Raw genomic sequence first — 26,263 nt, 5'->3', positions numbered from 1 at the left:
TCTGTCGTAAGTTGACATTGGTTAACCATCTATCATAAGGAAACTAAGCACCCGGCCGGATGATAATCTGGTCCGGGTTTTTTGCTTTCTGTGGTGAGTGTTGCTCTGTCAGTACTCAAAAGCTTTCAGTGCTTCCGGTATGAGCCATGTCTATTTATCAACAGGGGGCAGCAGTGCCAGACCCGCTAACCATTGCGTTGGACGAAAATGATATAAAGAATCCGCACACAGCCCTGCTACCAATAATGCAGTCTACGCTTTCACAATTTATGGGCGTCAATTATTGGTTTAGCGCAACCCAGGGGCAGGTTGAAAGCCGGTGTAGTAGCGTTAACAGTAGTTATATAGCGGCCAGCTGAATTGGTATCAGGGTATTGATGAATAACAGCCACCTTCATCAAAGGTGGCTGTTTACTGCAAGGCACTTATTTTTAACCTGTTTGACGGAGTAACTGAGGTTCGGTTAAGTGCTCGAGTTGAATCGTGCGGTTAAACACCGATGCAAAACGTTTGCCTTCATGCATAATCATCAGCAAGCTGGCATGGGAGGTATATTCGACAATCAGCTGGCAGATGGTATTTTTACTTTCGTCATCAATGTTTGCCAACGGTTCATCCAAAATATAAAGTTCGGCACTTTTCAGTAAACACAGGGCAATCTGGCATCGCTTTCGTTGGCCTTCAGACATATCTGCTGGCGCAGTTTCAAGACAATTGTTTAAGTCCAAGCGCTCAAGCAGATTAGATATCTTTTCAGCACAAACGCCTTGTTGCTGGAGATATTGTACATTTTGACCAAAGCTGCCAGGGAGCACGCCAAAAGGATAAAGCAAAGCACTTATGTTGTCCGGATGCGGCCGATAAAGCTGGCCAGAATGCGGTTGTAAATAGCCGGCAATCAGGTGTGCTATGGTACTTTTGCCGGTGCCATTGCCACCAGCCAGCAGAATGCGTTCCTTTGGCGAAATCTGCAGCGACAGATTGTTCAGTATCGGTTGCTGATAACCAAAGCTGACTTGCTGAAACGCGACCAGCGCGGTTGCGGCAGTATTTGCCGGCGTTACATTCTGCTGACGTTCCGCTTCAGCTCTGAATTCAGCCAGTCTGTCAAGCTGGGCATCAAGTATGGCTAGCTTAGGCACCAACGTAGAAAGTTGTTGAACGGCCTGAATTATCATGCCAAAAGCCCGGGTTAGCGCGAAAAGTGAACCTATAGTTATCAGACCCATGATGACCTTAAATCCTGCTACCACAATAACGGCCAGTTCGGCGTAGGCCAGGAAAACACCACTTAGAGTTTGATAACGAGCGGAAAATCTGACTTGATTAAAATCAGCACTTAAGGGAGAGTGCAATCCCTGTTTAAGAGCGCCTGCTGCGGTGTGTTGCAGGCTGAATTGGCGCACATATTTATAGCTATCAATGATACCGGACAGTATGGATTTAAATTCGGCTTCGGTCTCCTGAAATGCCTTAGTGCTTTTTGCAATCTTTCTACTGTATTTGTTGGAGAAAAACCACAGCACAGGCACTATTACTATCAGTGCCAAAGTTATCTGCCAGCTAATCCAGATAGCAACGGCTAAACCTGTAATGCAGATGAAAATACTTGAGACAAGTGCTTCTAAAGTATCGATTACAGAACTGAGTTGCTTGGGTTCATCGTGTAGCCTTGAAATATAGTAGCCTCTTCCCCGCTGGGCCAGACGCTGATATGCGTGCTGATAAAATACACCAGATAATTCGATGGTCAGGGCTTCCTGAAACGCATTTTTCAACCGCTTGCGAATTAACGCAGAGGCATACATTAGCAGCCTGCCTGCGGTGGCTACCAATATCACCACAGCTGCCAATATCGCGAACAGCTGTAAATTTGCATCGGTAATGGCATCAATCAGGAATTTTATCGTCAGCGGGTCTGCCGCCGAAAATACCAGCGCCTGTATTGCAGCCAATATTAATAACAGGCTAAATGAGCCCCGGTGCGGCGCTAATAGCGTTCGCAGCTGCCGTACATTGGCTTTACTTATTATCATCACTTGCTTCCTCCTTGGTAGTTCTGAATGTCAGATCAAGCATGAAGCGGGGACCCGGGCTAAGTAGCCGTTTTAGCATCAAACAGATTCCAGCTGAACCATGGGCAAAATCAGTGGAAAGACGAATAAGCTTTTGGCCTGGAAATACCAATCCCTGTTTACGCTTAACAGCAAAAAGACAAATTTTACTGGCAATATCTTCCGCATGCGTAAGATAATGTTGCTCTGCTGTAGTCTGATACATGTCGATATAAAAATCTGCGATGCCAGCCATGCCATCAAAACTGCTTTGCTGTGCTGCATAGCGGGAATATGATGCCGCTGCGATGGCGCGGGCCGCTGTCAGGTATTCTGCTTTGCCTGTTTCCTGATAGAAACGAATGACAACGGCGCCGATGCCATTAGCGCCAAATTGCCAGTAAGGGAGTATCAGTTTACTACCAGCAGTATCTCCCCATTGATATTGTCCAGTGCTGTTCAAGCCATAGACTAATTCTGTTTTAATCGCCTGCTCGGCTAGTTTTAACCAGTCGTTGTTATTGCTTAACTTGGCTAATTGCAGTAGAAACAGCGCGATACCAGCATTTCCCTGCGCAAATCCAACATAATTTTTGGTCTCGCTATCGGCTATAAAGCGGATCCCGTCATCGGTAACAAGTACACGTTTTCGTATTACCTGTGCCAGTTTTATGGCTTGTTGCAGGTAACTTATTTTATTTGTTTGTTGAAACATAGCCAGGGCCATAAAGCCAACACCTGCAATGCCATAGCCAAAGTTATTGGCGTCTGTCACCAGAGCGGACTGAAAACTTTGTTCAGCAAAAAGCTCTGCTTGTTCAATCCGTCCCAGAGCAAGTTCTGCTAAAGCCATTCCTGCACTACCAACAAAAATGCCGGGCACAGCAGGCTGGCATTTGTGGCGGTTGAGTGTGCTTTGTAAATGTTGCGGCAAACTAGCCGTTACACTATGACAAAGTAGTGCAGGCCCATAATATCCATATGCAAGTGCCAGCGGGTGAGTATCATATGCCTGGAAATCTACCGGAATAAAGTGAGAATCATGGCCAAGTGGACAACCGTGAGTAATAAACTGAGCACAGCCGGCAAGGGTATGTTTGAACAATGCATGATGATCGGTGTGAATAACCTGCGGTAACGTAACGAGTTGTTCTGCCTGGAGGTTAGCCTGAGCAGGTCGGTAACTATGATTTAAATTGCTTACTGTTCCTAATGCCAGCCGGGGTTTAGCCTTGGCCAGCTGCTTGATGATAGCTGCAATTTCAGGCGCCAGCAGGCAGTCAGCAGTGATTTGCTCCAATAAAGCCCATCGCAAATCTGGTGCCAATTCAAAGAATTGCTGAACCGGCAATACTGTACTGTATAACACCATTGCCAGAGCATACCAATCGCCCTGATAACTGGCACCTTTACTCAGTAGCTTTTTCGTTTCACTGAAGCCTGGTGTTGTTAAAACGGCAACATCCTGAGTTTTATCGGTTTCTGAGGTGATAAATGCGCCTTCAAAATCAATAAAGCGAATAGTTTCTTTAGCGGCATCGACCATGATGTTGTTGGGTGAGATATCGGCCAGAGTTACGCCTCTTTGATGCGCTGCCATTACTGCAAGAATACACTCTTTAGCTAACCAGCAGAATTGTCGTTTAAACCGTTCAGCAGAGTGCGGATTCGCAGTAAAGGGAGCCAGCGTATTCTCACTCTGGGCTCTGAAGGTGCGCAATGGCTCACCTTCAATAAACTCCTCAACCAGATAGTGATGTTCCCATTCTTTGAACCAATCTATAGCAGCCGGAAAATAACGATTACCGCTCAGTTTTTTTATGATAGAAAATTCACGGCTAAGTACATTGTCGGCATAAATTACTTTTTTATTAAGCGCTGTGAAATGAATAAATGGTCTGGCCTCTTTTATAACAACTTGTCTGCCGCTGAGGGTGTCTTCAGCTTTATAAACCCCGCCGCTATTTGAAAATGACAGTGCTTCGAGCACTCGGTAGCGATTATTCAGTAAGGGCACGGTTGCAGATTGAGAAGTCTGATCTGGAAAAGGCTCTTCAACCCAGCTTGGGATTTGATAATAAGGTGTTCGCTCGTCTTTAATCAGTTCGCCACCAGGGGTTTTAATACAGGCTTCTGTACTTCCGTTTGCCAGCAAGCGAGGAATGATCTTAAAACCACCATAGCGATAGTGGACAATTTTACTGTCCAGATAACGTCTGTCAGACAAGATATAAGGCCCCTGATACTGACGGGTAATGAGGTAAATCGCATGAATAAGCTGTTTAAATACGTTGTCATTTATCGGATAAATAGTGATGAATTTGCCGGCACTGCTACGATTCACAGACTTAGATGTCATATGATCTGCAATATCTTGTCTGCAAATGATTTTAAATGAACACTGAAAGCGAACACACTGAGAGACGACCTTTTCGATGATTTCCAACGCCTGATCTCTTATTGCAGAAATATGGATTTTAAAGCCTTGCTCGGGGATATCGTAATGTGTTGGAGACCCCGCCAGCCAGATATTGTAATGCTGCAGTCGCCAGTCTGCTGGTAAAATCTGCTTAATCGCATTAGTAATTTTTTCACTGGCTTCCATTGTAGAAGGTGGTAAAAAGAATTCCGGATCGGCAAAGGTATATAAATTGTCCATCATATGCGAGCTCTCTTTATGTTATGGGTTCGCGGTAGCTGCGGTTAGCTTTGAAGCTAAGTCAATCAGAAGATGTATTTTGAAGTAAGAAAGTGGCTTGCAGTTTGTATACTGCAAGCCACTTTTATCGCTGTTACTGAGCCAGAGTGCGGCAAACGCCACTCAGTATGCTCCAGCTTAACAGCTCTTGGTTTTCTTCTTCAGATGTTAAAGTTTGAAGTGCTAATACATTCATAATGTTGCTCCTTATTGTTTTAGGTTGGGTTGTTATTGAGCCAGAGTACGGCAAACGCCACTCAAGATGCTCCAGCTTAATAATTCTTGGTTTTCTTCTTCTGAGGTTAAAGTTTGAAGTGCTAATACATTCATGGTGTTGCTCCTTATTGTTTTGGGTTGGGTTGTTATTGAGCCAGAGTACGGCAAACGCCACTCAAGATGCTCCAGCTTAGTAATTCTTGGTTTTCTTCTTCTGAGGTTAAAGTTTGAAGTGCTAATACATTCATGGTGTTGCTCCTTATTGTTTTGGGTTGGGTTGTTATTGAGCCAGAGTGCGACAAACACCACTCAAGATGCTCCAGCTTAGTAACTCTTGGTTTTCTTCTTCTGAGGTTAAAGATTGAAGTGCTAATACGTTCATGGTGTTGCTCCTTATTGTTTCATTTTGGTTGTTGTTTAGCCGGAGTACGGCAAGCCTAGTCAACTTTAGGGCGACAAACGCTGGTAAATACGCTCCAGCTCTGCAGCTCTTGGTCTCTTTCTTGTGATGTCAAAGATTGAAGTGCCAATACATTCATGTCTTTCTTCCTGTTGATTGGTTTTGTAGAGTCGCAAGTATTGCAACTCATGCTTTCACTATATGATTTATTTCTGACGCCTATAACTGTCAGTTCTGACAGATCTAGCAAGAAAGAATAATTGTTATGTTTTGACAATGCTGCTCAATATTTCAGGCAGTAATGAGTATTGAGTAACTATTAAGAGCCTTTGTATATCTCAGTGTCTGATTAAGGGTGCTGTTGTAGCGTGGTTACCGGTATGGCGAGAAACAGAAAAGGACATAAAAATGACAAAAGCACCTAAATTGAAGTTAAACACGCTGGGGGGGGTACTGTTTAGCATAACGATCGGTATCGCTGTGCTGGCAGGTTGTGCTGGCCTGACAACCACGCCTACTATTGCAGTTAAGCAAGGAAATGTGACTGAACCGCAGGTTATTGTCAGTCCAAATGATCATCGTAAATACCGCAGTATAACGCTGCCCAATCAATTGCAGGTCATGCTGGTTTCTGATCCTGAAGCAGAGCGATCTTCAGCTGCATTGAGCGTTGATGTGGGCTGGTTGCAGGATCCAGAGGGGCAACCAGGTCTGGCACATTTTCTTGAGCATATGTTGCTATTAGGTACGAAGCGGTTTCCTGAACCGGAAAGCTTTATGCGTTTTATGAATCAGCACGGGGGGGGGTTCAATGCCACTACCAATCAATTGACTCATTACATGTTTGAAGTCGGCCATCAGCAGTATGATGAAGCATTGGATCGGTTTGCTGAGTTTTTTAAAAATCCTTTACTGTTGCCTGAACAAGTTGATAAAGAGCGCCATGCTGTACATTCCGAGTGGTCCATGTTGCAGAATCAGGACTTTTGGGCTCGGCGAGCTTTAGCGGGGAAACTGTTAGGAGAGCATCCGGCCAACAGATTTGTGGTTGGTAACCTGGACACGCTGGGAGATAAAGAAACGAGTACGTTGCACGCTGAGATGAAGTCTTTTTATCAGCAATATTATTCTGCCAATATGATGAAGCTGGTTCTGATCAGTTCGCAATCTCTGGAGGACATTGCGCAGCTGGCTTATCACTATTTTGTTGATATTGAAAACAAAAACCTAATTAGCCCGAGGGTAAAACACAACATTAATTTTAGTAATATAGGGCCTCGCCGTTTGCATTATGTTCCGAACAGAGATATTCAGGAACTGAGACTTGATTTTACAATTGACAACAACATGGAACAGTTTTCAGCTAAACCTGGCGAGTTTCTCAGCCACTTATTACGCTCACAAATGCCAGGCACTTTATCCGAAAGATTAAAAGCAGAAGGACTTATCAATAACCTGTATGTGTATACTCAGCCTAATCAGTATGGGAACTATGGTAGCTTTCAGGTGGTACTGAACCTGACTGAATCCGGTATGCTGCAGCGTGAAACAATAGTAGCAAGAACCATGCAGTATATAGAGTTGGTGCGTCGTCAGGGTATAGATGACAAATATTATCAGGAAATCCACACTGCGTTGCAGAATCAGTTTACTTATCTGGAAAAGATTGATGGCTTTCGCTACGCTAGTCAGCTAAGCGTTGCTATGCAATATTATCCCCTGCAGTCAGTGATCTCTGCCCCATACGAATATAACCGGTTTGATGCAGCAGCAATTCAGCATTTGTTGCAGCAGCTCATCCCTGAGCGATTGACGATATGGTATATCAGCAAAAATGAACCTACAGAACATCGCCTGAGCTATTTCAACGGACTCTACTCAGTTAAGCCAGTTCCTGCACACGAGTTGCGGAATTGGCAAGGCATTTGGACGGACATAAATTTACCTGCACTAAATCGGTTCCAACCACAGGACTTTACCTTGAAACACCCGTTGTTGAGTCAACCAGAGAAGGTTGTTGATGAAGCAAGAGTAGAAGCATGGTTAATGGGAAGTCAGTTTTTTCGCGAACAGCCACGGGGCCAGCTTTTGCTGCAGTGGTATGATCCGAAAGCAAAAAAAGACGCTATTTCAGCTCTGATGCATGGGCTATGGACGAGTCAGTTTTTTCAACAGAACCATGCGCTTACCTTAGAAGCCAAAGAGGCGGGAGTGACGATTGAATTGCTGGAAGAGCGTGACTTTATTATTAAACTGAGTGGCTTTACGGACCAAAAGGCAAAGCTGGTAGAACAGTTAGCCGCTGGCATGCAGTTAAAACTAAATGAGCAACAATTTAAACAAGGTGTCGATGTGTTCGTAAGAGCAGCGCGAAGCCAACAACAAACACATCAGTTTCGTCAGGTAATTGACTTGCTCCGAACGGTAACAACACCGGGCCGTTATGAAATGGAGCAACTGCTGTTCTTTGCTGAAAGCTTAACGTTGGCAGACTTCGATAATTATGTTAATAACAGTTTAGCCCGCAGCTCTATCCGGGTATTTGCGTTTGGCAATTATGATGAGCAGGATATTCAACAGATAAGCAAATACGCAACGGCGACGCTACCTGTTTCGGCTCATTCGCCAACTTATCAGACGCCAAAACGTTGGCAACCAGAGAGTAAAATGCGTTTATCTACCGTGCGCGAACATCCGCAACGTGATGTCAGTTTGATCCGTGCACAGTATCACCCTACACCAGGATATGCAGAACAAGCTGCGGCCGGTATTCTGGTAGGCCACTTACAGCCAGAGTTTTTTAATCAGCTTCGTAATGAAGAAAAGTTGGGTTACATGGTCAATGTATCTAATGTGACTCTCAGTGAGCACGCTGGACTGGCTTTTATTGTCCAAAGCCCAGTATTGGCGGCCTCTGCACTACAGCAGCGCGTCGATCAATTTTTACTGCAATATAACGAGAAATTGCAGCAGCTAACAGATGAGGATTTTTTACAGTTAAAACAAGGCTGGTTACTGGAGTTGCAACGCCGACCTAACAACCTGGAAGAGGAAGTTGCTACGTTTCGCCAGGACTGGCTATATAACCGCCAGAGCTTTGACAGCAAGCAGCAGCTCATTTCTGCAGTCGAGCAGGCTACGCTGGCTGATGCGCAACGTTTTTACCAGCAGGCGGTAATTGCGCAAACAGCGCCCGCAATTCAGGTTATGCTGGCAGGAGAAACTAAGCGGGAAAGTGTTGTTATCCCTCTGACAGGGTTCACTGAACTAAGCAAGCTAGACGAATTTCACCAGGCTATTCTGGATTGAGAAAACAAATTTATCAGCTGGTATCAGGTTTACGTTTGTCAGAAAAGCCACCTTAGGGTGGCTTTTTTATTGGTTTACTTTATTGTACAGGCTTAGTGTTTTGTAGCTGATATATAAGCCGCTTAAATTTCATCTTAAAAAGAATAATTATTACGCAGGGACGGGTGAAAAAGGTTATGTGTATAGTCAGTATGGGTGATTTTACCGTTAACCTGCAAGAGCGCCGGGTATTTGCTGCAGACACAGAGCTGGCGGTAGAGCCAAAGGTAGTTGACGTACTCTGCTATTTAATTGAGCATAATTCGCGCTATGTCAGCCTGGCTGAGCTGCACGACAACGTCTGGGCCGGCAGGGTGGTTACGGATACTGCGGTCAGAAGAACCATTAGCAAGCTTAGAATTTTGCTGAACGATACCGACGCCGAAAACCCGCAATATATTAAGTCGCAGATGAAGCGTGGTTATCAGCTTATTTGCAATGTTACAACTGAAGACCCTGCTCCAGCAGCCCAGATGACGGAGCGGCCGGAGAGTATTAGAGGGTATGCTGAACAACCATTATTGTTTCGCAAGCCGTTTTCTATAGGCTTAGCGATCACAGCTCTGCTGCTGGTAGCATTTTATTATTGGTACTCGCCATCAGGTCCGCAGCCGGTGAATCAGATGGTAGAAATTGAAACCCTGCTATCTATTCCCGGCCAGAAAACCAGTTTGTCTGTGTCAAAAGATGGCCGTTGGCAGGCTTTTGTGGCAAAAGTGGATGATAGCCGAAGTTGGGAATTGTTTCTGTATGATAGCAGTGTCGGTCAGTTACAGAAAATTGCCACACCAGACGGGGATAGCCGTTTCGTGAGTTTTATTGCTAATGATACCAAGCTCGCTTATATCGTATACCAGGGTGAGCAAGCCTACTTATATACTCAGCTACTGAGTAACCTTAACGAACCGCCGCTATTACTGCCAACGACAGGTTATCCTTTTCTGTTTGAACCTTTGCCGCTGACTGAGCATAAATTGCTTATTGCTGCCAGCAAAGAATTGACTGGCAATGTGCACTACTACAAGTACGATATGCTGCAACATCACTTTGAGCAGTTTACTTACAGTGATAAATACAATATCCAGGACGTCTTTGCCAGTATATCGCCCGATCGAAAGTCAGTGGCTTTAGGGCGTGCCGACATTGGAGGCAGAAAAGTGGATCTGCAACTATACCGTCTGGCGGATAAAGAGTTACTGGCTGAATATTTAATACATGATGGTCTATTCGATTTGCATCTTACATGGTTAGACAATGCCACGCTGCTTATTCGCTCAAATCTGGAGCATCAACTGTTGCGAATAACTGACGGTGCTCGCCTGCCGATAGCTACCATGCCCCATCCGTTACATGAATTTCATCTTAGCGCTAACGGCGAATTAATTGCGTTGGATAAGCAGATACACAACCGGAAAACCTTTCAGGTAGCCTGGCCGTTTAAAGACCAGTTTGATAAAAATTTTCAGTTTGGGCCTGAGGTAACCGCCGTCTGGTTTAGTCAAGACAGTGAGTATTTATGGTTAAGAACACACGAAGATAACGAAAACCGCCTTTATCGTTACTATCCTGCAGATAATAAGCGCCATTTGGTATTTGCTTCAACAAAGTATTTGTTTATCTCTGATCAAAGCGCTGACGGTAAGCTGTTACTGTTAAAACACGCTAACCGCTATGAAATCTACAATACGGCTACAGCGCAAACAGTTGCGGTAACCATAGCGACACAGAACGTGTACTCGGCAAGTTTTACTCTTGATGAGCAGGTGGTTATTTTTTCCGAAAAAGTTCAAACAAGATGGCAGATAAAGCAGTTTGACTTGATAACTAAAAAGCAGACGGTGTTGTTACCAGGTTACCAGTATCTTGCCGAGTCAGCTAATGGCTACGTGGGTGCAACTCCTGATGGTGAAGTCTGGTTATTAGATAAGGATTTTAATCAGCGCCAGTTGCTTAGTAAGGTATCCTTAACGGAATTCAGTTATGACTTACAAGTGCGCAACGATCAGCTGATCGTTATAACAAGAGATCTATTGGGAGAGTGGATAATTAGCAATATTAATTTAACTACCTTAGAAACGTGGCAGCGCAGGATAGCTTTTCATGACTTTAGTCTTACATATTCGATAGATAGCAACGCCGAAAACCTTATTTTTATGACGCTTAAAAAAGAAGAAAATCAGTTGGTTAAATATAGTTATGATTTCGCTGGAAAATAACCTACAGCGGTATCGCTGGCTGGGTGTTGAAAAATATCATTGTCAGCTTATCAGGCCAGATTGCTTATGAGCAGGGTAAGGATTGGCGACTTTAGCGTTAACCTAACTGAGCGTCGGGTATTTAAGTCGGGCATTGAGCTGGCGACAGAGCCAAAAGTTTTCGATGTATTATGCTACCTGATAGCGCAAGGTGATCGCTTTGTTAGTTTAAAAGAGCTGCACGACAATGTCTGGGCCGGCAGAGTGGTTACGGATACTGCAGTCAGAAGAACCATTAGTAAACTAAGAGTGTTGCTGGACGATACCGACGCCGAAAACCCGCAATATATTAAGTCGCAGATGAAGCGTGGTTATCAGCTGATTTGCAGGGTAAGTACTGAACCTGATACTGGAGCGCCGCTACTGGAAGGGCTGCCAGTTACTGATAACGATGTCAGTAAAAAATTAGCCGTGAGTAAGCCTGTAATAATGTGGTTAGCAATTGCTGCAGTAATACTCGCAGTAATTTACTATTTTTACGCTAAGCCACACCCGCAGCCGCTTAACAAGTTGGTAGAAATTGAAACCTTATTATCCATTCCTGGCCAGAAAACCAGCTTAACAGTATCAAAAGATGGCCGCTTACAGGCTTTTGTTGGCAAAGTTGATAGCAGCAGAAACTGGGAATTGTTTTTATATGACTCTGCCGCTGGTCAGCTAAAAAAAATTGACACGCCAACTGAACATTGTCGTTTTGTTGGTTTTATTGAGAATGACACCCGGCTGGCTTATGTTGGCTACGACGGCACAGAAGCAAAGCTTTACACGCAATCTGTGCTAGATCTGACTGCAGCACCTGTTTTTCATCCTACTGCGCAATTTTCTCTTATTTTTGGACCTATAGCGCTATCTGAAAATAATATTTTACTAGCCGCAGGAGAAAGTGTTTCAGGTAACATCCATTACTATAAATACAACTTAGAACATCATACCTTTGAGCAGTTTACCTTTAGTAGTGAAGACGGAATACAGGATGTCTTTGCGACTATCTCACCTGACAGGCGGTTATTGGCACTGGGCCGCGCCAATATTAATCAAAAAAACTCGATGCTGCAGATTTATCGTATTGCCGATAAAGAGCTGATAGCGGAGTATAAATTGCAGGATAATCAGCACGACTTCCGGCTAAGTTGGCGGGATAACGTTACTTTGCTTTTGCGCATAGATGTTAAGCATCATCTGGTTAATATTTATACTGGTGAGCGCACAGCCGTAGTTGCAGAACCTCACCCCCTGCATGAATATAGCTTAAGCGAAACTGGCGAGCTGTATGCGTTAAATTATAAGTTATCAAAACCTATTATCTATCAGGCTCGTTGGCCTTTTACTGATAACTTTACCAAAAGTTATCAGCTTGGCACTAAAGTACGTTCGCTGAGTTTTAGCCATGATACCGACATTCTGTGGTTAATTGAAAAAGAACATAATTTATATCGTCTGTATCGTTATTCCGATAATAAAAATGTACGCCAACTGGTTATCGAATCTCCACAACCGATGGTTCTGCAGGACCAGACTAAAGATGGCACGCTACTGCTATTGAAGCGGAATAACCGGCTGGAAATCTTTAACACCATAACGGCAGAGTTCACTACGGTATCGGTATCTACTCAGGATGTACTTGCAGGAAATTTTAGCCAAAATGGCGACTTTGTGTTTTTTTCCGAGCGGGTAAAAGATCAGCGGTTGGTAAAGCGCTACAGCCTGGTTGATAGAATGCAAACACTGCTGCTTACACACCACGTATTTATTCAGGATACTGTTAATGGTTACGTTTCGGTAGATGACAGTGGTGACGTCTGGTTGTTAGATGTTGACTTCAACAAAATACACTCACTATTTAATGGTATACCGTTAGATCTGAGCTATCAATTTACTGTAAGTAATAACCAACTTATAATCGCCTTTCTCACCATAATGGGTGAATGGGAATTAGCTAATGTTAATTTAACCTCGCAGCAAATCTGGCAGAGAAGCGTGCCATATCATGATTTTAGTCTACCCTTTTCCATTGATAGCACCGGGCGGAGTTTGATCTTTAAAACAAATATTAAAGAAGAAAATCAGTTGGTTAAATATAGTTATGATTTCGCTGGAAAATAACCTACAGCGGTATCGCTGCCTGGGTGTTGAAAAATATCATTGTCAGCTTATCAGGCCAGATTGCTTATGAGCAGGGTAAGGATTGGCGACTTTAGCGTTAATCTAACTGAGCGTCGGGTATTTAAGTCGGGCATTGAACTGGCCGCAGAGCCAAAAGTGTTAGATGTTTTATGCTACCTGATAGCCAACCGTGATCGCTTTGTTAGTTTAAAAGAGCTGCACGACAACGTCTGGGCCGGCAGAGTGGTTACGGATACTGCAGTCAGAAGAACCATTAGTAAACTCAGGGTGTTGCTGGACGATACCGACGCTAATAACCCTAAATATATTAAGTCGCAGATGAAGCGTGGTTATCAGCTGATTTGTGATGTTACTGCTATAGACCCTGCTGCTGAAGCGCAGATGATTGAGCAGCCTGTTATTATTAACGGCAATACTGGCAAGCAATTTCTGTTTCGCAAGTCGCTTTTAATAGGGTTAGTTATCACAGTTGTTATGCTGGTAGCGATTTATTATTGGTATGCTCAGTCACGACCGCAGCCAGTTAATCAACTGGTAGAAGTTGAAACCTTACTATCTATTCCCGGCCGGAAAACCAGCTTGTCTGTATCAAAAGATGGCAGGTTACATGCTTTTGTAGGCAGGCTTGATGGCGATAGTAACTGGGAATTGTTTTTATATGATTCTGCCGCAGGCCAGTTAAAGAAAATCGACACGCCTACTGAGCATTGCCGCTTTGTCACTTTTATTGATAACGACACCCGCCTGGCTTATGTTGGTTACGATGGTAGCCAAGCAAGCTTTTTTACGCAATCAGTGCTTAATCTAAATGAACTACCAGTTTTTCACCCTACAGCACCGTTTCAATTATTGGGGAATTCAGTAGAGTTAGCACCCAATAAAGTGTTAATAGCTGCATCTAACTCTTTATTAGATAATCTTCATTACTATAAATATGACTTAACAGCCAACACCTTTGAACAGTTTACCTATAGCAGTGGCGATGGAGTGCAGGATGCCTTTGCCAGTATTTCTGCAGACAAGCAGTTAGTGGCGTTAGGGCGAGCAAGTCTGAACGAGAGAAATGTGATGTTGCAGATTTATCGGATTGCAGATAAAGAGCTGATCGCCGAATACAAACTGCAAGATAGCATGCTGGATTTTAGAATAAGTTGGATTGATAACAACACGCTGCTAACGCGCACTGGTTATCGCCATTCTCTGATTAATATCGACAATGGTGATCGCACCGTCGTGGAGGCTGAACCCCACCCGTTACATGAATTTAGTTTTACCGCAACAGGTGAACTTTACGGTTTAAGTTATCAGGTTTCAGCAGCAGACATTTATCAAGCTCAGTGGCCATTTACCGGTCACTTTACTACAAATTACCGCTTGGGTAGCAAGGCTTTACAGCTTAGTTTTAGTCATGACAGTGACACTCATTGGTTAGTTGAAAAGGAGCCTGATAGTGATCGTTTATATCGTTACGCTGAAAGTCAAAACCAGCGCCAACTGGTTATGCAGACAGCTGAGCCGTTTTATCTTCAAGATCAAACTACAGATGGTTCGCTACTTTTATTAAAAAAAAATAACCGGCTTGAAGTATTTAATATTGTTACTGCTGAGTTTGTGTCAGTTTCGGTATCAACTCAGGATGTACGATCGGGGAATTTCAGCCTCAACGGTAAGTACGTTTATTTTTCGGAGCGGGTTAAAGAGCAATGGCAGGTAAAACGCTATAGCCTTATCGACAAAACGCAGTCAGTTCTGCTTGCTGACCATATCTTTATCCGGGACATTGCTGATGGCTATATCGCTGCCGATAGTATGGGCAATGTTTGGCGCCTGGATAATGATTACAACAAAATTCATTTGTTATATCAGGGAGTCATTTTTGATCTGGAATATCAGTTTGTATTGCACGATAGCCAGCTGATAATAGCCTTTCGTACCATCATGGGTGATTGGATACTAGCAGACATTAATTTAATCTCGCAAAAAGTCTGGCAGCGAAGCTTGCCATTTAATGATTTCAGTTTACCTTTTTCTATTGACTACTCAGGCCGAAACTTCATCTTTAAAACTCGCTTAAAAGAAGAATATCAACTAGTTAAGTACGGTTATAACTTTGGTTATAACTTTGGTGCCAAATAACTCACACTAATATCTTAGCCTGGTTATCGAAAATAGGACTGTCCGTGGTTAGTTTGCATTCACTTGAATAAGCAAGCTAACTAAAACATCACGGAGCAGTACCATGAAAAATAAACCCTTTATCTTAAGCGCGCTGACAATGGCTATTGTCAGCAGTTCAGTAAGCATTGCCTTGCTTAGCGGTTGTACTAATAGCACTGCTATAACTGCCAGCCAGGGCAGTAACGTTGCGGTGCCTGGTCAGCAGTTAACAGTAAGCCCTAATGATCAGCGCCAGTATCAGGCCATCACCTTAGCTAATCAGTTACAAGTGGTATTGGTCTCTGACCCCACCGCAGAAAAATCATCTGCGGCATTAAGTGTCGATGTGGGCTGGCTTAACGATCCAAAATCTCAGCAAGGGCTGGCCCATTTTCTGGAGCATATGCTGTTTATGGGGACTGAGCGCTACCCTGATCCGGATGGTTTTATGAAGTTTATGGATCAGCACGGTGGCAGCCGCAATGCTTTTACTAATCAGCTGACCAATTACATGTTTGAAATTAATCACGGCCATTATGAAGAAGCGCTGGACCGTTTCTCCGACTTCTTCAAATCGCCACTGCTGTTACCAGAATATGTTGATAAAGAACGCAATGCCATTAATTCAGAATGGTCTATGTTGCAAAATCAGGATGGCTGGGCGCAACGTAAACTGGCTGCACAATTACTCGGCGAACATCCGGCCAATCAGTTCTGGATTGGTAACCTGGAAAGTCTGAGCGATAAAGATAACAGCAAGCTACATGATGAGCTGCTGGCGTTTTATCAGAATTATTATTCGGCAAACCGGATGAAGCTGGTACTGATTAGCTCAGATCCATTGCCACAGATGCAATTGCTGGCTGGGCGATATTTTGCTGAGATTGAAAATAAAAATTTGGTAACGCCGCGGCCAACCTCGGCGCTTGAGTTTAATGCAGGACCAAAGCGGGTGCATTATGTGCCCAATACGGAAATGCAATTGCTGCGGCTGGAATTTACCATTGACAATAATACGGCGCAGTTTGCTGCCAAACCCAATAAGTTCTTAGCGCACTTAATCAGCTCAGAAATGCCAGGCACCCCAGCACAACAATTAAAGGCTATGGGGTTGCTGGATGTGCTGTACGTTGATTATGATGCAAAGTGGTACGGCAACTATGGTCATTTTCAGATTGTTGCCGTGTTAACAGAAGCGGGTATGCAGCAGCGCCCGGCAATCACCGCTATTTTGATGCAATACCTGGATTTGATCCGGCAAAACGGTGTCGACTCTAAGTATTATCAGGAGATCCGTACTTCGTTACAAAATCAGTTCAACTTCCTGGAAAAAACGGATGGCTTTAGTTATGCCGCCAAGCTTAGCGCGGCGATGCAATACTATCCGGTATCGTCGGTCGTGAGTGCGCCTTTTCAATATGATCAATTTGACAAGACCGCCATCAATACCTTGCTAGCGCAGCTGGTACCAGAGCGTTTAACCGTTTGGCATATTAGCAAGCAAGAGCCTGCAGAGCACAAGCTGCACTACTTTGAAGGCCAGTATGCTGTAGCTGACATCAGCGAGCAGGAAATGCAAAGTTGGCAACAACCGCTTATACCCTTGGTGTTGCCGGGTTTAAACCGGTTTCAACCCGAGAGCTTTGCGGTTAAACACAGCCCAGATACTACGCCGGTAAAGGTACTGGATGAAGCCGGGGTGAGCGCCTGGCTGGCAGGCAGTCAATACTTTGCTGATCAGCCCCGCGGCCAGTTGTTAATGCAGTGGCACCAGCCAGAGGTAAAACAAACCGCAAAACAGGCGGTGATGCACAACCTGTGGCTGTTCAATGTCATCTTGAATAATCAAGCTTTGCTGCAGGAAGCCAGCGCCGCCGGTATGACGCTGCAGCCAGAGGCTGATGAGTATGATTTGGTATTAAAGTTATCTGGCTTTACCGATAAACAGGCCGTGTTAGCCGGTTACCTTGGTGAGGCATTATCAGCCACGATTACTGAACAGCAATTTAACCAGAACAAGGACTTACTGCTTCGAAGCTTAAGATCATCAGAGCAGCAGATGCAGGCACGGCAAGCCAGTGAGTTGTTAAAAACCACGTTGTTTAATGGTCGTTATGAGCTGCCTGCCTTACTTGCCGCTGCAGAGCAGGTTAACCTGGCAGAGTTGAACAGCTTTATCCAACAGACATTGGCAGCGAGCCAGCTACGGTTATTAGCGCAAGGCAACTACAGTAAAGCCGATGTGGCTGTCATCGCCAAGGCCTTGGCCGGTGGGCAAAAAACAGTGCGTCAATATCAGTCGCTAAGCAGTTGGCAGCCTAATCCGGGGCAGCGCCTGACAGTGCTACGGGCAAATCCGCAAAATGACAGTTCAGTGTTTCGGGTACAATTTTTGGTTAATGGCGGCTACGCTGGCAAAGCGGCGGCCAAAGTATTGTCTGGCCACTTGCATCAGGCGTTTTTTAATCAGCTTCGCACCGAAGAGCAATTAGGCTATGTGGTACAAGCGTTTGAGTTTCCGTTAAATCAACACGCTGGTTTGGGGTTTGCTATCCAAAGCCCGGTGTTATCGGCAGAGCAATTACAGCAGCGGGTAGATTTATTTTTGCAGCAATATAGCGCGCAGCTTGAACAGCTAAGCGAGAAAGACTTTACCCAGCTGCAACAAAGTCAACTGCTGGAACTGCAGCGTGTGCCAGCTAATTTAGAGGAAGAGTTTAAAACGTTCAGTAGTGACTGGTTACGCAACCGGTTGAACTTCGACAGCAGACAAAAACTCGTTGCTGCAGTAAGCGCCCTGACGCTGGCCGATATGCAGCAATTTTACCGTCAGGCGGTGTTGTCTGAACAGGCAGCGACCATGCAGATTATATTGCAGGGCCAGGCAAAGGATCAGGCTGTGAAGCTGTTACCTGGCTTTAGCGCAATTGACGATTTGGCGACCTTTCATCAGACATTCTAACCATTAACTTTTGATATAACAGGCCCTGTTGTGCAGGGCCTTTTCCATCCAAGGTCTACTCACCAAGGGTGTTATTTGTTGATAGGTTAAGCTGTGAGATAAATCATGAAACTGTTTATGGAAAAAATAGCGGTTCTGCTTGGTTGTTGTTTATGGCTGCTGCTGTGGCTGGCGGTGAATTACGGCTTAATGGCTGTTATGAATCAGTCGCTGATTATTGGCAGCTTTTAACGTCATGGATAATAAGGAATAGTTGATGCGCGTGACAGCTATAGCAAAAAAAATGATTATTTTTAACGGCCTGATCCTGGCAGCAGCGATGGCTTTTTTTGTCAGCTGGCGCTGGTATCAGACACTTTATGCCGAGGTTAACCCCAGGCTCTGGCAACAAACCGTGATTGAATACGGCACAGGCCAGCACCAGACGTTATGGCTAAATAGAAGGCATGCAACAAAGCTAAGGGTCGCCGCGGCTTGTTTGCAGATTAACGAGGGGAGAGAAATCCCGGTGCAGCTGCTCTCTGTTAGCTATCCTGCTTTATACCCTAGCGCTATCAGGGTTGATTTTGAATTGATTGATCCGGCGGATAAGTATTCGTTGTCGAACCAGCAACAGGTGGTAATTAGGCAGCGGCGCTAAGTAACACCGCAGTTTTTTTAATTACTTTTTAACCTGCCACTGAATAAACTCCAGCGCCAGCTCTGGTGTAACAAACACCGTGGCATAAAGGGTATCCGGGCTATGCGGATCGGGGTGCACCGCCATTAACTGATAGGGCAGCTGGCTATGTTGGGTTTCGCCGCTGGTTTGGTCTCGCAGCTCAATGTGGCCAAGCATGCTGTAGCGGTATTGCTGATTACCCTGGTGCAGCCAGACTGCCATGAAGTTAGCATCGTCATTTTCCTGCAGCAGTATGTCCTGCCTGGCACCATCGACATACTGATATAACTTACCCTCTTTGTGGAACAGCAGCTGGCCGTTAGTATCGTACTGGGCAAAGTTGCCAGCGGAGAAAGTTAGTTGGGTTAACTGATTACTGACTAAGTCAAACTGCCACAGGTTCTGATTGTTCGCCTGCACCCGGGTTAGGATCAGGCCGCTGTTATCTGGCAGCCACAACGGCTGGCCGACATCGTTGAGCTCCAGTTTATTGATCAGTTGCTGCCGCTGGATATCATACAGATACAAGTTGCCCTGCTTGATAAAGGCAATATAACGGCCATCACCAGACCAGCTGATGCTGTTAATCGGCTGCTCGTCGTTAGGTAGCTCGGTCAGTTGCACATTGGCGCCATTGCGGCTGAGCCATAACTGCCAACCACCCGTCCAGTTAGCGGAAAACGCATAGTTGTCGGGTGATAGCGGCGATACCGCCAGAGCCAGTGCACTGCCAGCGGCGTTATGTAAAAAGCTAATTTGCCGGGTGTCGTCATCAAATGGCTGGGTAATTTTTACCAGTTGCATCGCCCCCTGAGTGGCGCTGCCAGCAGTGAGGTTTGAAATATAAGCCTGATTATCGCTTAATAACGACAGCTCACCTACAATAACGCCTTGTGGCAATTTGAGAACACGTAAGCTTTTATCAACAATATCAACTTGTATTATTGCATCCGCACCCGGTAACAGCAGGCTTTGTTGATCCTGGCTCCACTCCAGGCCAATCAGTAGCACAGGTATTGGCAGACTGGCAATGCGACGGTGTTCGCGGCTGGCCGGTTGATAAATATAAATATCCGACTTATTCGACTCTGGCATCAGAATATAAGCCAGTTGGCTGCCGTCTGCCGACATTGTCAGCACCGTAGTGCCCAACCCGGCAGAGGGAGCTGCCTGCAGGGTTTGAACTGCACCGCTGGTTAAATTTTCTGCCAGCAACGCATTGCTGGTATACATGCCACCGCTACCTTTACTGTAATAGAGCGTTTGGCCGTCAGCGCTTAGCTGGGCGTTACCAAACACCAGACCATCACAGTGAGTTAAAGGCTTTACCTGATACTGCGGATACTGGCTAAAGTCATAATTTTGATATTCGCAAGATTTGCCATCTTTACTGACGACCTGTACCAACAGATTGCGACTTAGTGGTTGCCAGCTTTGTACGCTGTATAGGTGCTTATCATCTTCCAGTGAAACTTCCTGTAATAACTTGCCAGAACTTACCCCCAGCTGGCGAACTATTACCCGGATCTGGCCATCAGGCTGCGAGTGGCTGTAAGCTAAAAGCTGTTTATCGGGTGATAGCAGTGGCCGTGATTCAATACCTTTGAACCAGGTAACTTTTTGCTGGCTTACCACATCCAGCTCAATTAATTGTGGTTTGCCATCAGTCTGTTGACTGAGCGCGGGCTGCTCTGGTTCAGCGCCGGCAAAATACAAGCCGGTGCCAACTACGCCGAGCAGCAACAGGCCAAGTGCACCAAGCCACAGCGCAGAACGACGTTTATGCGACGGTTGCAGCGGCCGAGGATTCGCTTCTTTGATTGCCGGAATAACACTGTTTAGCGCAGAGTGACCAAGCGGTTGCAACTGCAAACTATAACCCTTGCGATGATGGGTTTTAATCGGAGCCTGAGTGAGTGCCGGGTGCAGCAATGCTTTGCGTAACTCGGAAATAGCCCGGTTTATGGCGTTGTCATCGACATAACTTTGTTGCCAGATGGTATCAACCAACTGCTGGCGCGACAAAATCTTACCGGGATTGACAGCAAAGTAATGCAGCAGCTTGCTTAATAGCGGTTCCAACTCTTTATGTGTTGCACCGTCGCTAATACTGTATTCGCTTGGTGTAAACACCCAGGGCCCCAGCTGCATCTTATCCATTTGTTAATTATTATTCCGCTTTTAAATGAGCTGTAACTTTAACAGATACTAATAGTGATTCAAACAAAATAAGTAAGCACCATTGAACTGCAAAAGTTCATCATAAGGTTTTGATAAGGTTTGATTATGTGCTTTAAAAACAGCAGGTTAAATATTATTTTGTTAGCAATATATTGCTTAGCTTCTGATAAGCGACTTTTTAGGATTGCTGCCCTACAGTGAGCTCATCAACACAACGGACAGGCAGTGAGTCCGAGGTTGTCTTCAGACAAAACAATACTTACTGATATAAAAGGAACAGCAAAATGAAAAAATTAACGACTAACATTACCCGCCTGATGATCATTAGCGCGCTGTTTGCCAGCACAGTAGTGCAGGCTGACGAGAAGGCAGAGCAGCAGGCTACTGTGGTACAGGTGCAAACCGAGGTGGCAAAAGAGTTAACCGAAGTGACAGCAAACCTGCTGCAGGAGTTACAGCAACAAGTAACTAACAGCATTAAACAGCAGGTAAACAGCACCGTCAGCACTATCGCCGAGTCAGTAAAGGCTTTAATACTATAAGTCGTTTAACATGATGGGCAGCGACTTTCAGGTAAGCGATGTCCAGCAACATTTAAATTTAACAGGGTAATAAAAATGAAATTAAAAAAGTTTTTTAAGGTAAGTTTTACAGCGGCATTGTTGGCAACGGCGTTTAGTTCCGCTTCGGTATTAGCTGCAACATCCATGTGGAAAGTGAGCAAAGGCGATGACTATCTGTACATTGGTGGCACCGTACACCTGCTTCCTGAAACAGCATTTCCGCTGCCAGCAGAATTCGAAGCAGCGTATCAGGCAACGGACACCCTGGTATTAGAAGTAAAGATGCCAGATATGACGGACAGCGCGGCGCAAACTGCATTATTGCAGGCCATGGCTTATAACGATGGGCGCAGTTTGGCCAAAGTGCTGTCACCGGAAGTGTACCAGCAGGTTAGCGCATATTTCGCGCCTTATGGCGTGCAGTTACAACAGTTGGATGGCTATAAACCCGGCTTTGTTGCCTTGCAGATGCTGGCGCTGGAAATGATGAAAGCCCAAATGGCCGGGGAAGGAGTTGACAGTTACTTTGATAAGAAAGCACTGGCGGATGGTAAAACTATGGCGTATCTGGAGAGTGTGGAAAGTCAGATTAACTTGTTGGCAAACATGGGTGACGGTTATGAAGATGCCTTTATGAAGATGAACCTGGAGCAGGTTAGCGATTTCAAAGGCTATTTCAGCGCGATGGTTGCGGCCTGGCGTGCCGGAGATATGAATAAGCTAAACAAGCTGGCGGTTGAGCCTGCCCGGCAGCTGGATCCTGTGCTATATCAGGCGCTGTTTGTTAAACGGAATAATGCCTGGTTACCGCAAATTGAAAGTATGTTCGGCAACGACACCAAAGAGTTGGTGCTGGTGGGGGCCGGCCATTTAGCGGGGGATGACAGTGTGTTGGCCTTATTGCAGCAGGCGGGTTATCAGGTCGAGCAAGTTAAATAGTCGATATATAACATTGTGAATCAGCAAGGAAGCAGGTAATGTTTAAATTGTTAAATAAGCCAGAACCAGCCCGTGTGCTGGGCTGGACCTTATGTTGGTTTGGTAGCTGGCTGCTGCATCTATTACTGCTGCAGCACCCCTTTGCCGGCTATTAAGGCTGCAGGCCTGATAATTATAATAACAAACACATGGCCGGCTCATTGATGTTGCCGCCCACGAAAAGAAAGAGGTACCCCTGATGAGAGCAGTACTGTTAAGTTGCCTGTTGTTCGCTTTTTGCTTTGTGCAGGCTGCAGAGTTAACCCTGGAAGATTACGCCAGACAATCCCAGTTCCTGGAGATCAGAATTTCGCCCAGCGGCAAATATTTAGCGGCCACCAGCCGTAGCGATGAAGGTAATATTTACCTGAATGTTATAGATGTCAAATCTAATGCCATTATCAGTGTGCGGCATTTTACCGGCCGTGACTCCATTGGCTCTATTAACTGGGCAAATAATGAACGTTTGCTAATCACGCTGGTTCGAGACATCGGTGCTTTAGAGCAGCCTGTGCCAACCGGTGAGATTTTCGCGGTAAATGCTGATGGTAGTAATGCCAGAATGTTAACGGGTTCCCGGGCAGACAATGAAAAGGACGCTGCTCAGGTGATCAACTATTTGCCTGATGATGATAAGTTCGTGCTGATTGTGACCAGCTCGCCCAACCGCCGTGGTTCTTTCAGTTTGGTGAAACGCTTAAACATTGAAAATGGCCGCACCCGGCAAATTGCCCGGGCACCAATGCGCTCTTCCGGCATGATTACCGACAATAACGGCGTAGCCCGCATGTCGGTTGGCGAAGATCAGAATAATGACAACGAAATGGTGCTAATGTACCGTAAAGACGAAAAAGCCGACTGGGTAACGTTGCGTCGGTATGGTCAGCGCGACGGCAGTTTTAATCCGATAGCATTTCTACCTGATAACCTGCGTATTGTTGGCCTGAGTGATACCCAAACGGATACCAAAGCTATCAGTATTATGAACCCGGAAACCGGTGAAGAGCAGATACTGGCGCACCACCCTAAAGTTGACGTTGCGCCGCTTTTTAGTATTGAGGATGGTTATTTAAAAGAAGTGATTGGTGCTTCTTATGAATATGATGTCCATGAAGATGTGTTTTTTGCTGATATTCAAGACAAAAGGTTCAGCAACTATATGCAAAGTCTGACCGCCGCTTTTCCCGGCAAAAAAATTGCATTTAGCTCAGCAACCCGCGACAACAGTATTTTAGTATTAACGGCGCGTTCGGCGAATCATCCACCAGAGTTTTACTTGTTTGACACTAAGAATAATCAGCTGAGCTTTTTGTTAAACGGCCGTCCCTGGTTAAAGCCGGAGTTGTTGGCCGAAACTGCAGCGATAATTTATAAAAGCCGGGATGGTTTAGATATACATGCAATTTTAACCTTGCCGCGTGGTAAAGAAGCAAAAAACCTGCCGTTGATTATGCTGCCTCATGGCGGTCCGCACGGTCCCCGGGATTATCTGGAAATGGATTCGGATGCTAAAGTCTTAGCGCAGCATGGCTATGCCGTATTACAGCCTAATTTCCGGGGGTCGGGTGGTTTTGGCCGCAGTTTCCTGCAAGCCGGTTACCAGAACTGGGGTACCACCATGATTGATGATATGACCGATGGTGTAATGCATTTGGTCGAAAAGGGTATCGTCAATCAAGAGCGGGTGTGTGCCTATGGCGGTTCTTACGGTGGTTATGCCGCACTGATGAGTGCGGTGCGTGAGCCGGATTTGTATAAGTGTACCGTTGGTTTTGTTGGTGTATTTGATTTAAACCTGATGTACACCGACGGCGATATTCCAGAGCGACAAAGCGGTATTAACTACCTTGAAATGGCTATTGGTCGTGATCAGGCACAATTAGATGCACAGTCGCCAATTAAGCAGCTGGATAAACTAAAAGCACCGGTCTTTATTATTCATGGTAAGGAAGACCGCCGGGTGCCGGTGATCCATGCCAACCGCTTACGCGAAGAGCTGGAAAAGCGTAACCATCCTTTTGAGTGGCTGGTAAAAGACAAAGAAGGTCATGGTTTCTATAAACCTGAAAACAACGTTGAGCGTTGGCAGAAAATGCTGGCCTTCTTTGATAAATACATCGGTGAAACTGAAAAGAACTAGTTTTAGCTGAACCATGCAGAACACACGCCACCTCAGGGTGGCGTTTTTCATTCAGCAAAACTTCACCCCACCCCTGTAATCTGCGGTCATATCTATTAGAATAAGCGCACTATCGACGACACACGATGACAGGGATTTATTTTATGACGTTAAATGTAGTAATTCTGGCGGCCGGCAAAGGCACACGGATGAAATCAGACTTACCTAAGGTATTGCACCGGGTGGCGGAACGGCCAATGGTGCAACATGTTGTTGATACTGCCCGTGCTTTGGGGGCCGTTAAGCCGCAACTGGTGTACGGTTATGGTGCTGAGGCTTTACAAGCGGCGATGGGCGAGCAGCCGTTGCACTGGGTATTACAGGCCGAGCAGCTAGGCACTGGCCATGCGGTGGCCCAGGCCATTCCCAATATCGCCGATGACGATACCGTATTAGTGTTATATGGCGATGTGCCACTAACCGGGCTGGAGACCTTACAGCAGTTATTGGCGGTAAAACCGGCCAATGGTTTGGCGATTTTAACGGTGAGTTTAGCTAACCCCAGCGGTTATGGCCGTATCGTGCGGCAAAACGGTAAGGTGGTCGGTATTGTTGAGCAGAAAGATGCCAACGCCGAACAACTGCAGATTAACGAAGTCAACAGCGGCATTATGGCCTTGCCAGGTAGACAGCTGAAAAGCTGGCTGGGTAAGCTGTCGAACAGCAATGCTCAGGGCGAATATTATCTGACCGATGTGATTGCTATGGCACACAGCGAAGGCGTCGAGATTGCTACCGCCCAGCCAAAAAACCCTATGGAAGTGGAAGGCGCCAATAACCGCGTGCAATTGGCTGCGCTGGAGCGGGCTTATCAGCAGCGCAAAGCCGAAGAACTGATGCTGGCAGGTGCCAACCTGCGTGACCCGGCGCGGCTTGATGTGCGCGGCACTGTCGAGGTTGGCAATGATGTAATGATTGACATCAACGTGATTTTCGAAGGTAAGGTGGTGCTGGGCAAAGGCGTGACTATTGGTGCTAACTGTATTTTAAAAGACTGTACTATTGGCGATAACACCGAAATAAAACCTAACTCAATGATTGATAAGGCGACTGTCGGCAGCGATTGCTCAGTTGGCCCTTATGCCCGTCTGCGGCCGGACAGCGTAATGCTGGACGACAGCCATGTCGGCAACTTTGTTGAGATGAAAAAAACTACCCTGGGTAAAGGCTCTAAAGCCAACCACTTAACTTATCTGGGTGATGCAGTGATTGGCGATAAAGTAAACGTCGGTGCCGGTACCATTACCTGCAACTATGATGGTGCCAATAAGTTTGTGACCACCATCAAAGATGGCGCCTTTATCGGTTCTAACAGCTCCCTGGTAGCACCGGTTACGGTAGGGGTAAACGCCACTGTTGGTGCTGGTACAGTGTTAACCCGTGATGCCGCCGATGGCGAGCTGGTGGTGGCCCGCGCCAAGCAAAGGCATATCGACGGCTGGCAGCGGCCGGTGAAAATAAAAAAATAGTGTTTTAAATTTAACCCC

At 45.6% G+C, this 26,263-nt stretch carries 15 protein-coding genes; 11 read left to right on the top strand and 4 right to left on the bottom strand.

Features of this window, described 5'->3' with window-relative positions; all coding sequences use genetic code 11:
- Positions 1-431: 431 nt before the first annotated feature.
- The 3 genes from WG68_RS07970 to WG68_RS19525 all read right to left on the bottom strand — a co-directional run bounded on the left by WG68_RS07970 (position 432) and on the right by WG68_RS19525 (position 5,143).
- Positions 432-2,036, bottom strand: coding sequence for an ABC transporter ATP-binding protein (locus WG68_RS07970; RefSeq protein ID WP_046557137.1), 1,605 nt, complete (start codon positions 2,034-2,036; stop codon positions 432-434).
- On the bottom strand, positions 2,023-4,716 hold the full coding sequence (gene lanKC / locus WG68_RS07965) for a class III lanthionine synthetase LanKC (protein ID WP_046557136.1): 2,694 nt from the start codon (positions 4,714-4,716) through the stop codon (positions 2,023-2,025). The genes WG68_RS07970 and lanKC overlap by 14 nt, the downstream gene beginning before the upstream one ends.
- 130 nt (positions 4,717-4,846) lie before the next feature.
- The gene (locus tag WG68_RS19525) at positions 4,847-5,143 is read right to left on the bottom strand and encodes a hypothetical protein (RefSeq protein ID WP_152663058.1); all 297 of its coding nucleotides are present in this window, start codon (positions 5,141-5,143) and stop codon (positions 4,847-4,849) included.
- Between the two features lie 633 nt (positions 5,144-5,776).
- Between WG68_RS19525 and WG68_RS07960 the strand changes: the two genes are divergently transcribed.
- The 7 genes from WG68_RS07960 to WG68_RS07935 all read left to right on the top strand — a co-directional run bounded on the left by WG68_RS07960 (position 5,777) and on the right by WG68_RS07935 (position 18,854).
- The gene (locus WG68_RS07960) at positions 5,777-8,677 is read left to right on the top strand and encodes an insulinase family protein (RefSeq protein ID WP_046557135.1); all 2,901 of its coding nucleotides are present in this window, start codon (positions 5,777-5,779) and stop codon (positions 8,675-8,677) included.
- A 164-nt stretch (positions 8,678-8,841) separates the two neighbouring features.
- Positions 8,842-10,932 carry a winged helix-turn-helix domain-containing protein gene (locus WG68_RS19075; RefSeq protein WP_152663057.1) on the top strand — a complete coding sequence of 697 codons (2,091 nt, stop codon included), beginning with the start codon at positions 8,842-8,844 and terminating at the stop codon, positions 10,930-10,932.
- Positions 10,933-10,998: 66 nt separating this feature from the next.
- The gene (locus WG68_RS19070) at positions 10,999-13,074 is read left to right on the top strand and encodes a winged helix-turn-helix domain-containing protein (protein WP_052749013.1); all 2,076 of its coding nucleotides are present in this window, start codon (positions 10,999-11,001) and stop codon (positions 13,072-13,074) included.
- A gap of 66 nt (positions 13,075-13,140) precedes the next feature.
- Positions 13,141-15,231: a winged helix-turn-helix domain-containing protein gene (locus WG68_RS19065; RefSeq protein ID WP_052749012.1), complete on the top strand. Its 2,091-nt coding sequence runs from the start codon at positions 13,141-13,143 to the stop codon at positions 15,229-15,231.
- Positions 15,232-15,334: 103 nt separating this feature from the next.
- Entirely contained in the window at positions 15,335-18,214 is a 2,880-nt protein-coding gene (locus WG68_RS07940; protein ID WP_052749011.1) for an insulinase family protein, read from the top strand.
- A gap of 105 nt (positions 18,215-18,319) precedes the next feature.
- Positions 18,320-18,445: a hypothetical protein gene (locus WG68_RS19920; RefSeq protein WP_268753155.1), complete on the top strand. Its 126-nt coding sequence runs from the start codon at positions 18,320-18,322 to the stop codon at positions 18,443-18,445.
- Between the two features lie 25 nt (positions 18,446-18,470).
- On the top strand, positions 18,471-18,854 hold the full coding sequence (locus WG68_RS07935) for a hypothetical protein (RefSeq protein ID WP_046557134.1): 384 nt from the start codon (positions 18,471-18,473) through the stop codon (positions 18,852-18,854).
- Between the two features lie 21 nt (positions 18,855-18,875).
- Here WG68_RS07935 and WG68_RS07930 read toward each other — a convergent pair whose 3' ends face one another.
- Positions 18,876-21,035, bottom strand: a complete 2,160-nt coding sequence (locus WG68_RS07930; protein WP_046557133.1) for a winged helix-turn-helix domain-containing protein — start codon at positions 21,033-21,035, stop codon at positions 18,876-18,878.
- Positions 21,036-21,340: 305 nt separating this feature from the next.
- Between WG68_RS07930 and WG68_RS07925 the strand changes: the two genes are divergently transcribed.
- The 4 genes from WG68_RS07925 to glmU all read left to right on the top strand — a co-directional run bounded on the left by WG68_RS07925 (position 21,341) and on the right by glmU (position 26,245).
- The gene (locus WG68_RS07925; protein ID WP_046557132.1) at positions 21,341-21,598 is read left to right on the top strand and encodes a hypothetical protein; all 258 of its coding nucleotides are present in this window, start codon (positions 21,341-21,343) and stop codon (positions 21,596-21,598) included.
- A 75-nt stretch (positions 21,599-21,673) separates the two neighbouring features.
- Entirely contained in the window at positions 21,674-22,558 is an 885-nt protein-coding gene (locus WG68_RS07920) for a TraB/GumN family protein (RefSeq protein ID WP_046557131.1), read from the top strand.
- Between the two features lie 238 nt (positions 22,559-22,796).
- Entirely contained in the window at positions 22,797-24,737 is a 1,941-nt protein-coding gene (locus tag WG68_RS07915) for an alpha/beta hydrolase family protein (protein WP_046557130.1), read from the top strand.
- 143 nt (positions 24,738-24,880) lie between these two features.
- A complete protein-coding gene (gene glmU, locus WG68_RS07910; RefSeq protein ID WP_046557129.1) occupies positions 24,881-26,245 on the top strand; it encodes a bifunctional UDP-N-acetylglucosamine diphosphorylase/glucosamine-1-phosphate N-acetyltransferase GlmU in 1,365 nt (454 codons plus the stop codon).
- The last annotated feature ends 18 nt before the right edge of the window (positions 26,246-26,263 follow it).

This window comes from Arsukibacterium ikkense, assembly GCF_000987775.1.
Classification (GTDB): domain Bacteria; phylum Pseudomonadota; class Gammaproteobacteria; order Enterobacterales; family Alteromonadaceae; genus Alishewanella; species Alishewanella ikkense.
This window is presented reverse-complemented; position numbering and strand designations above follow the sequence as displayed.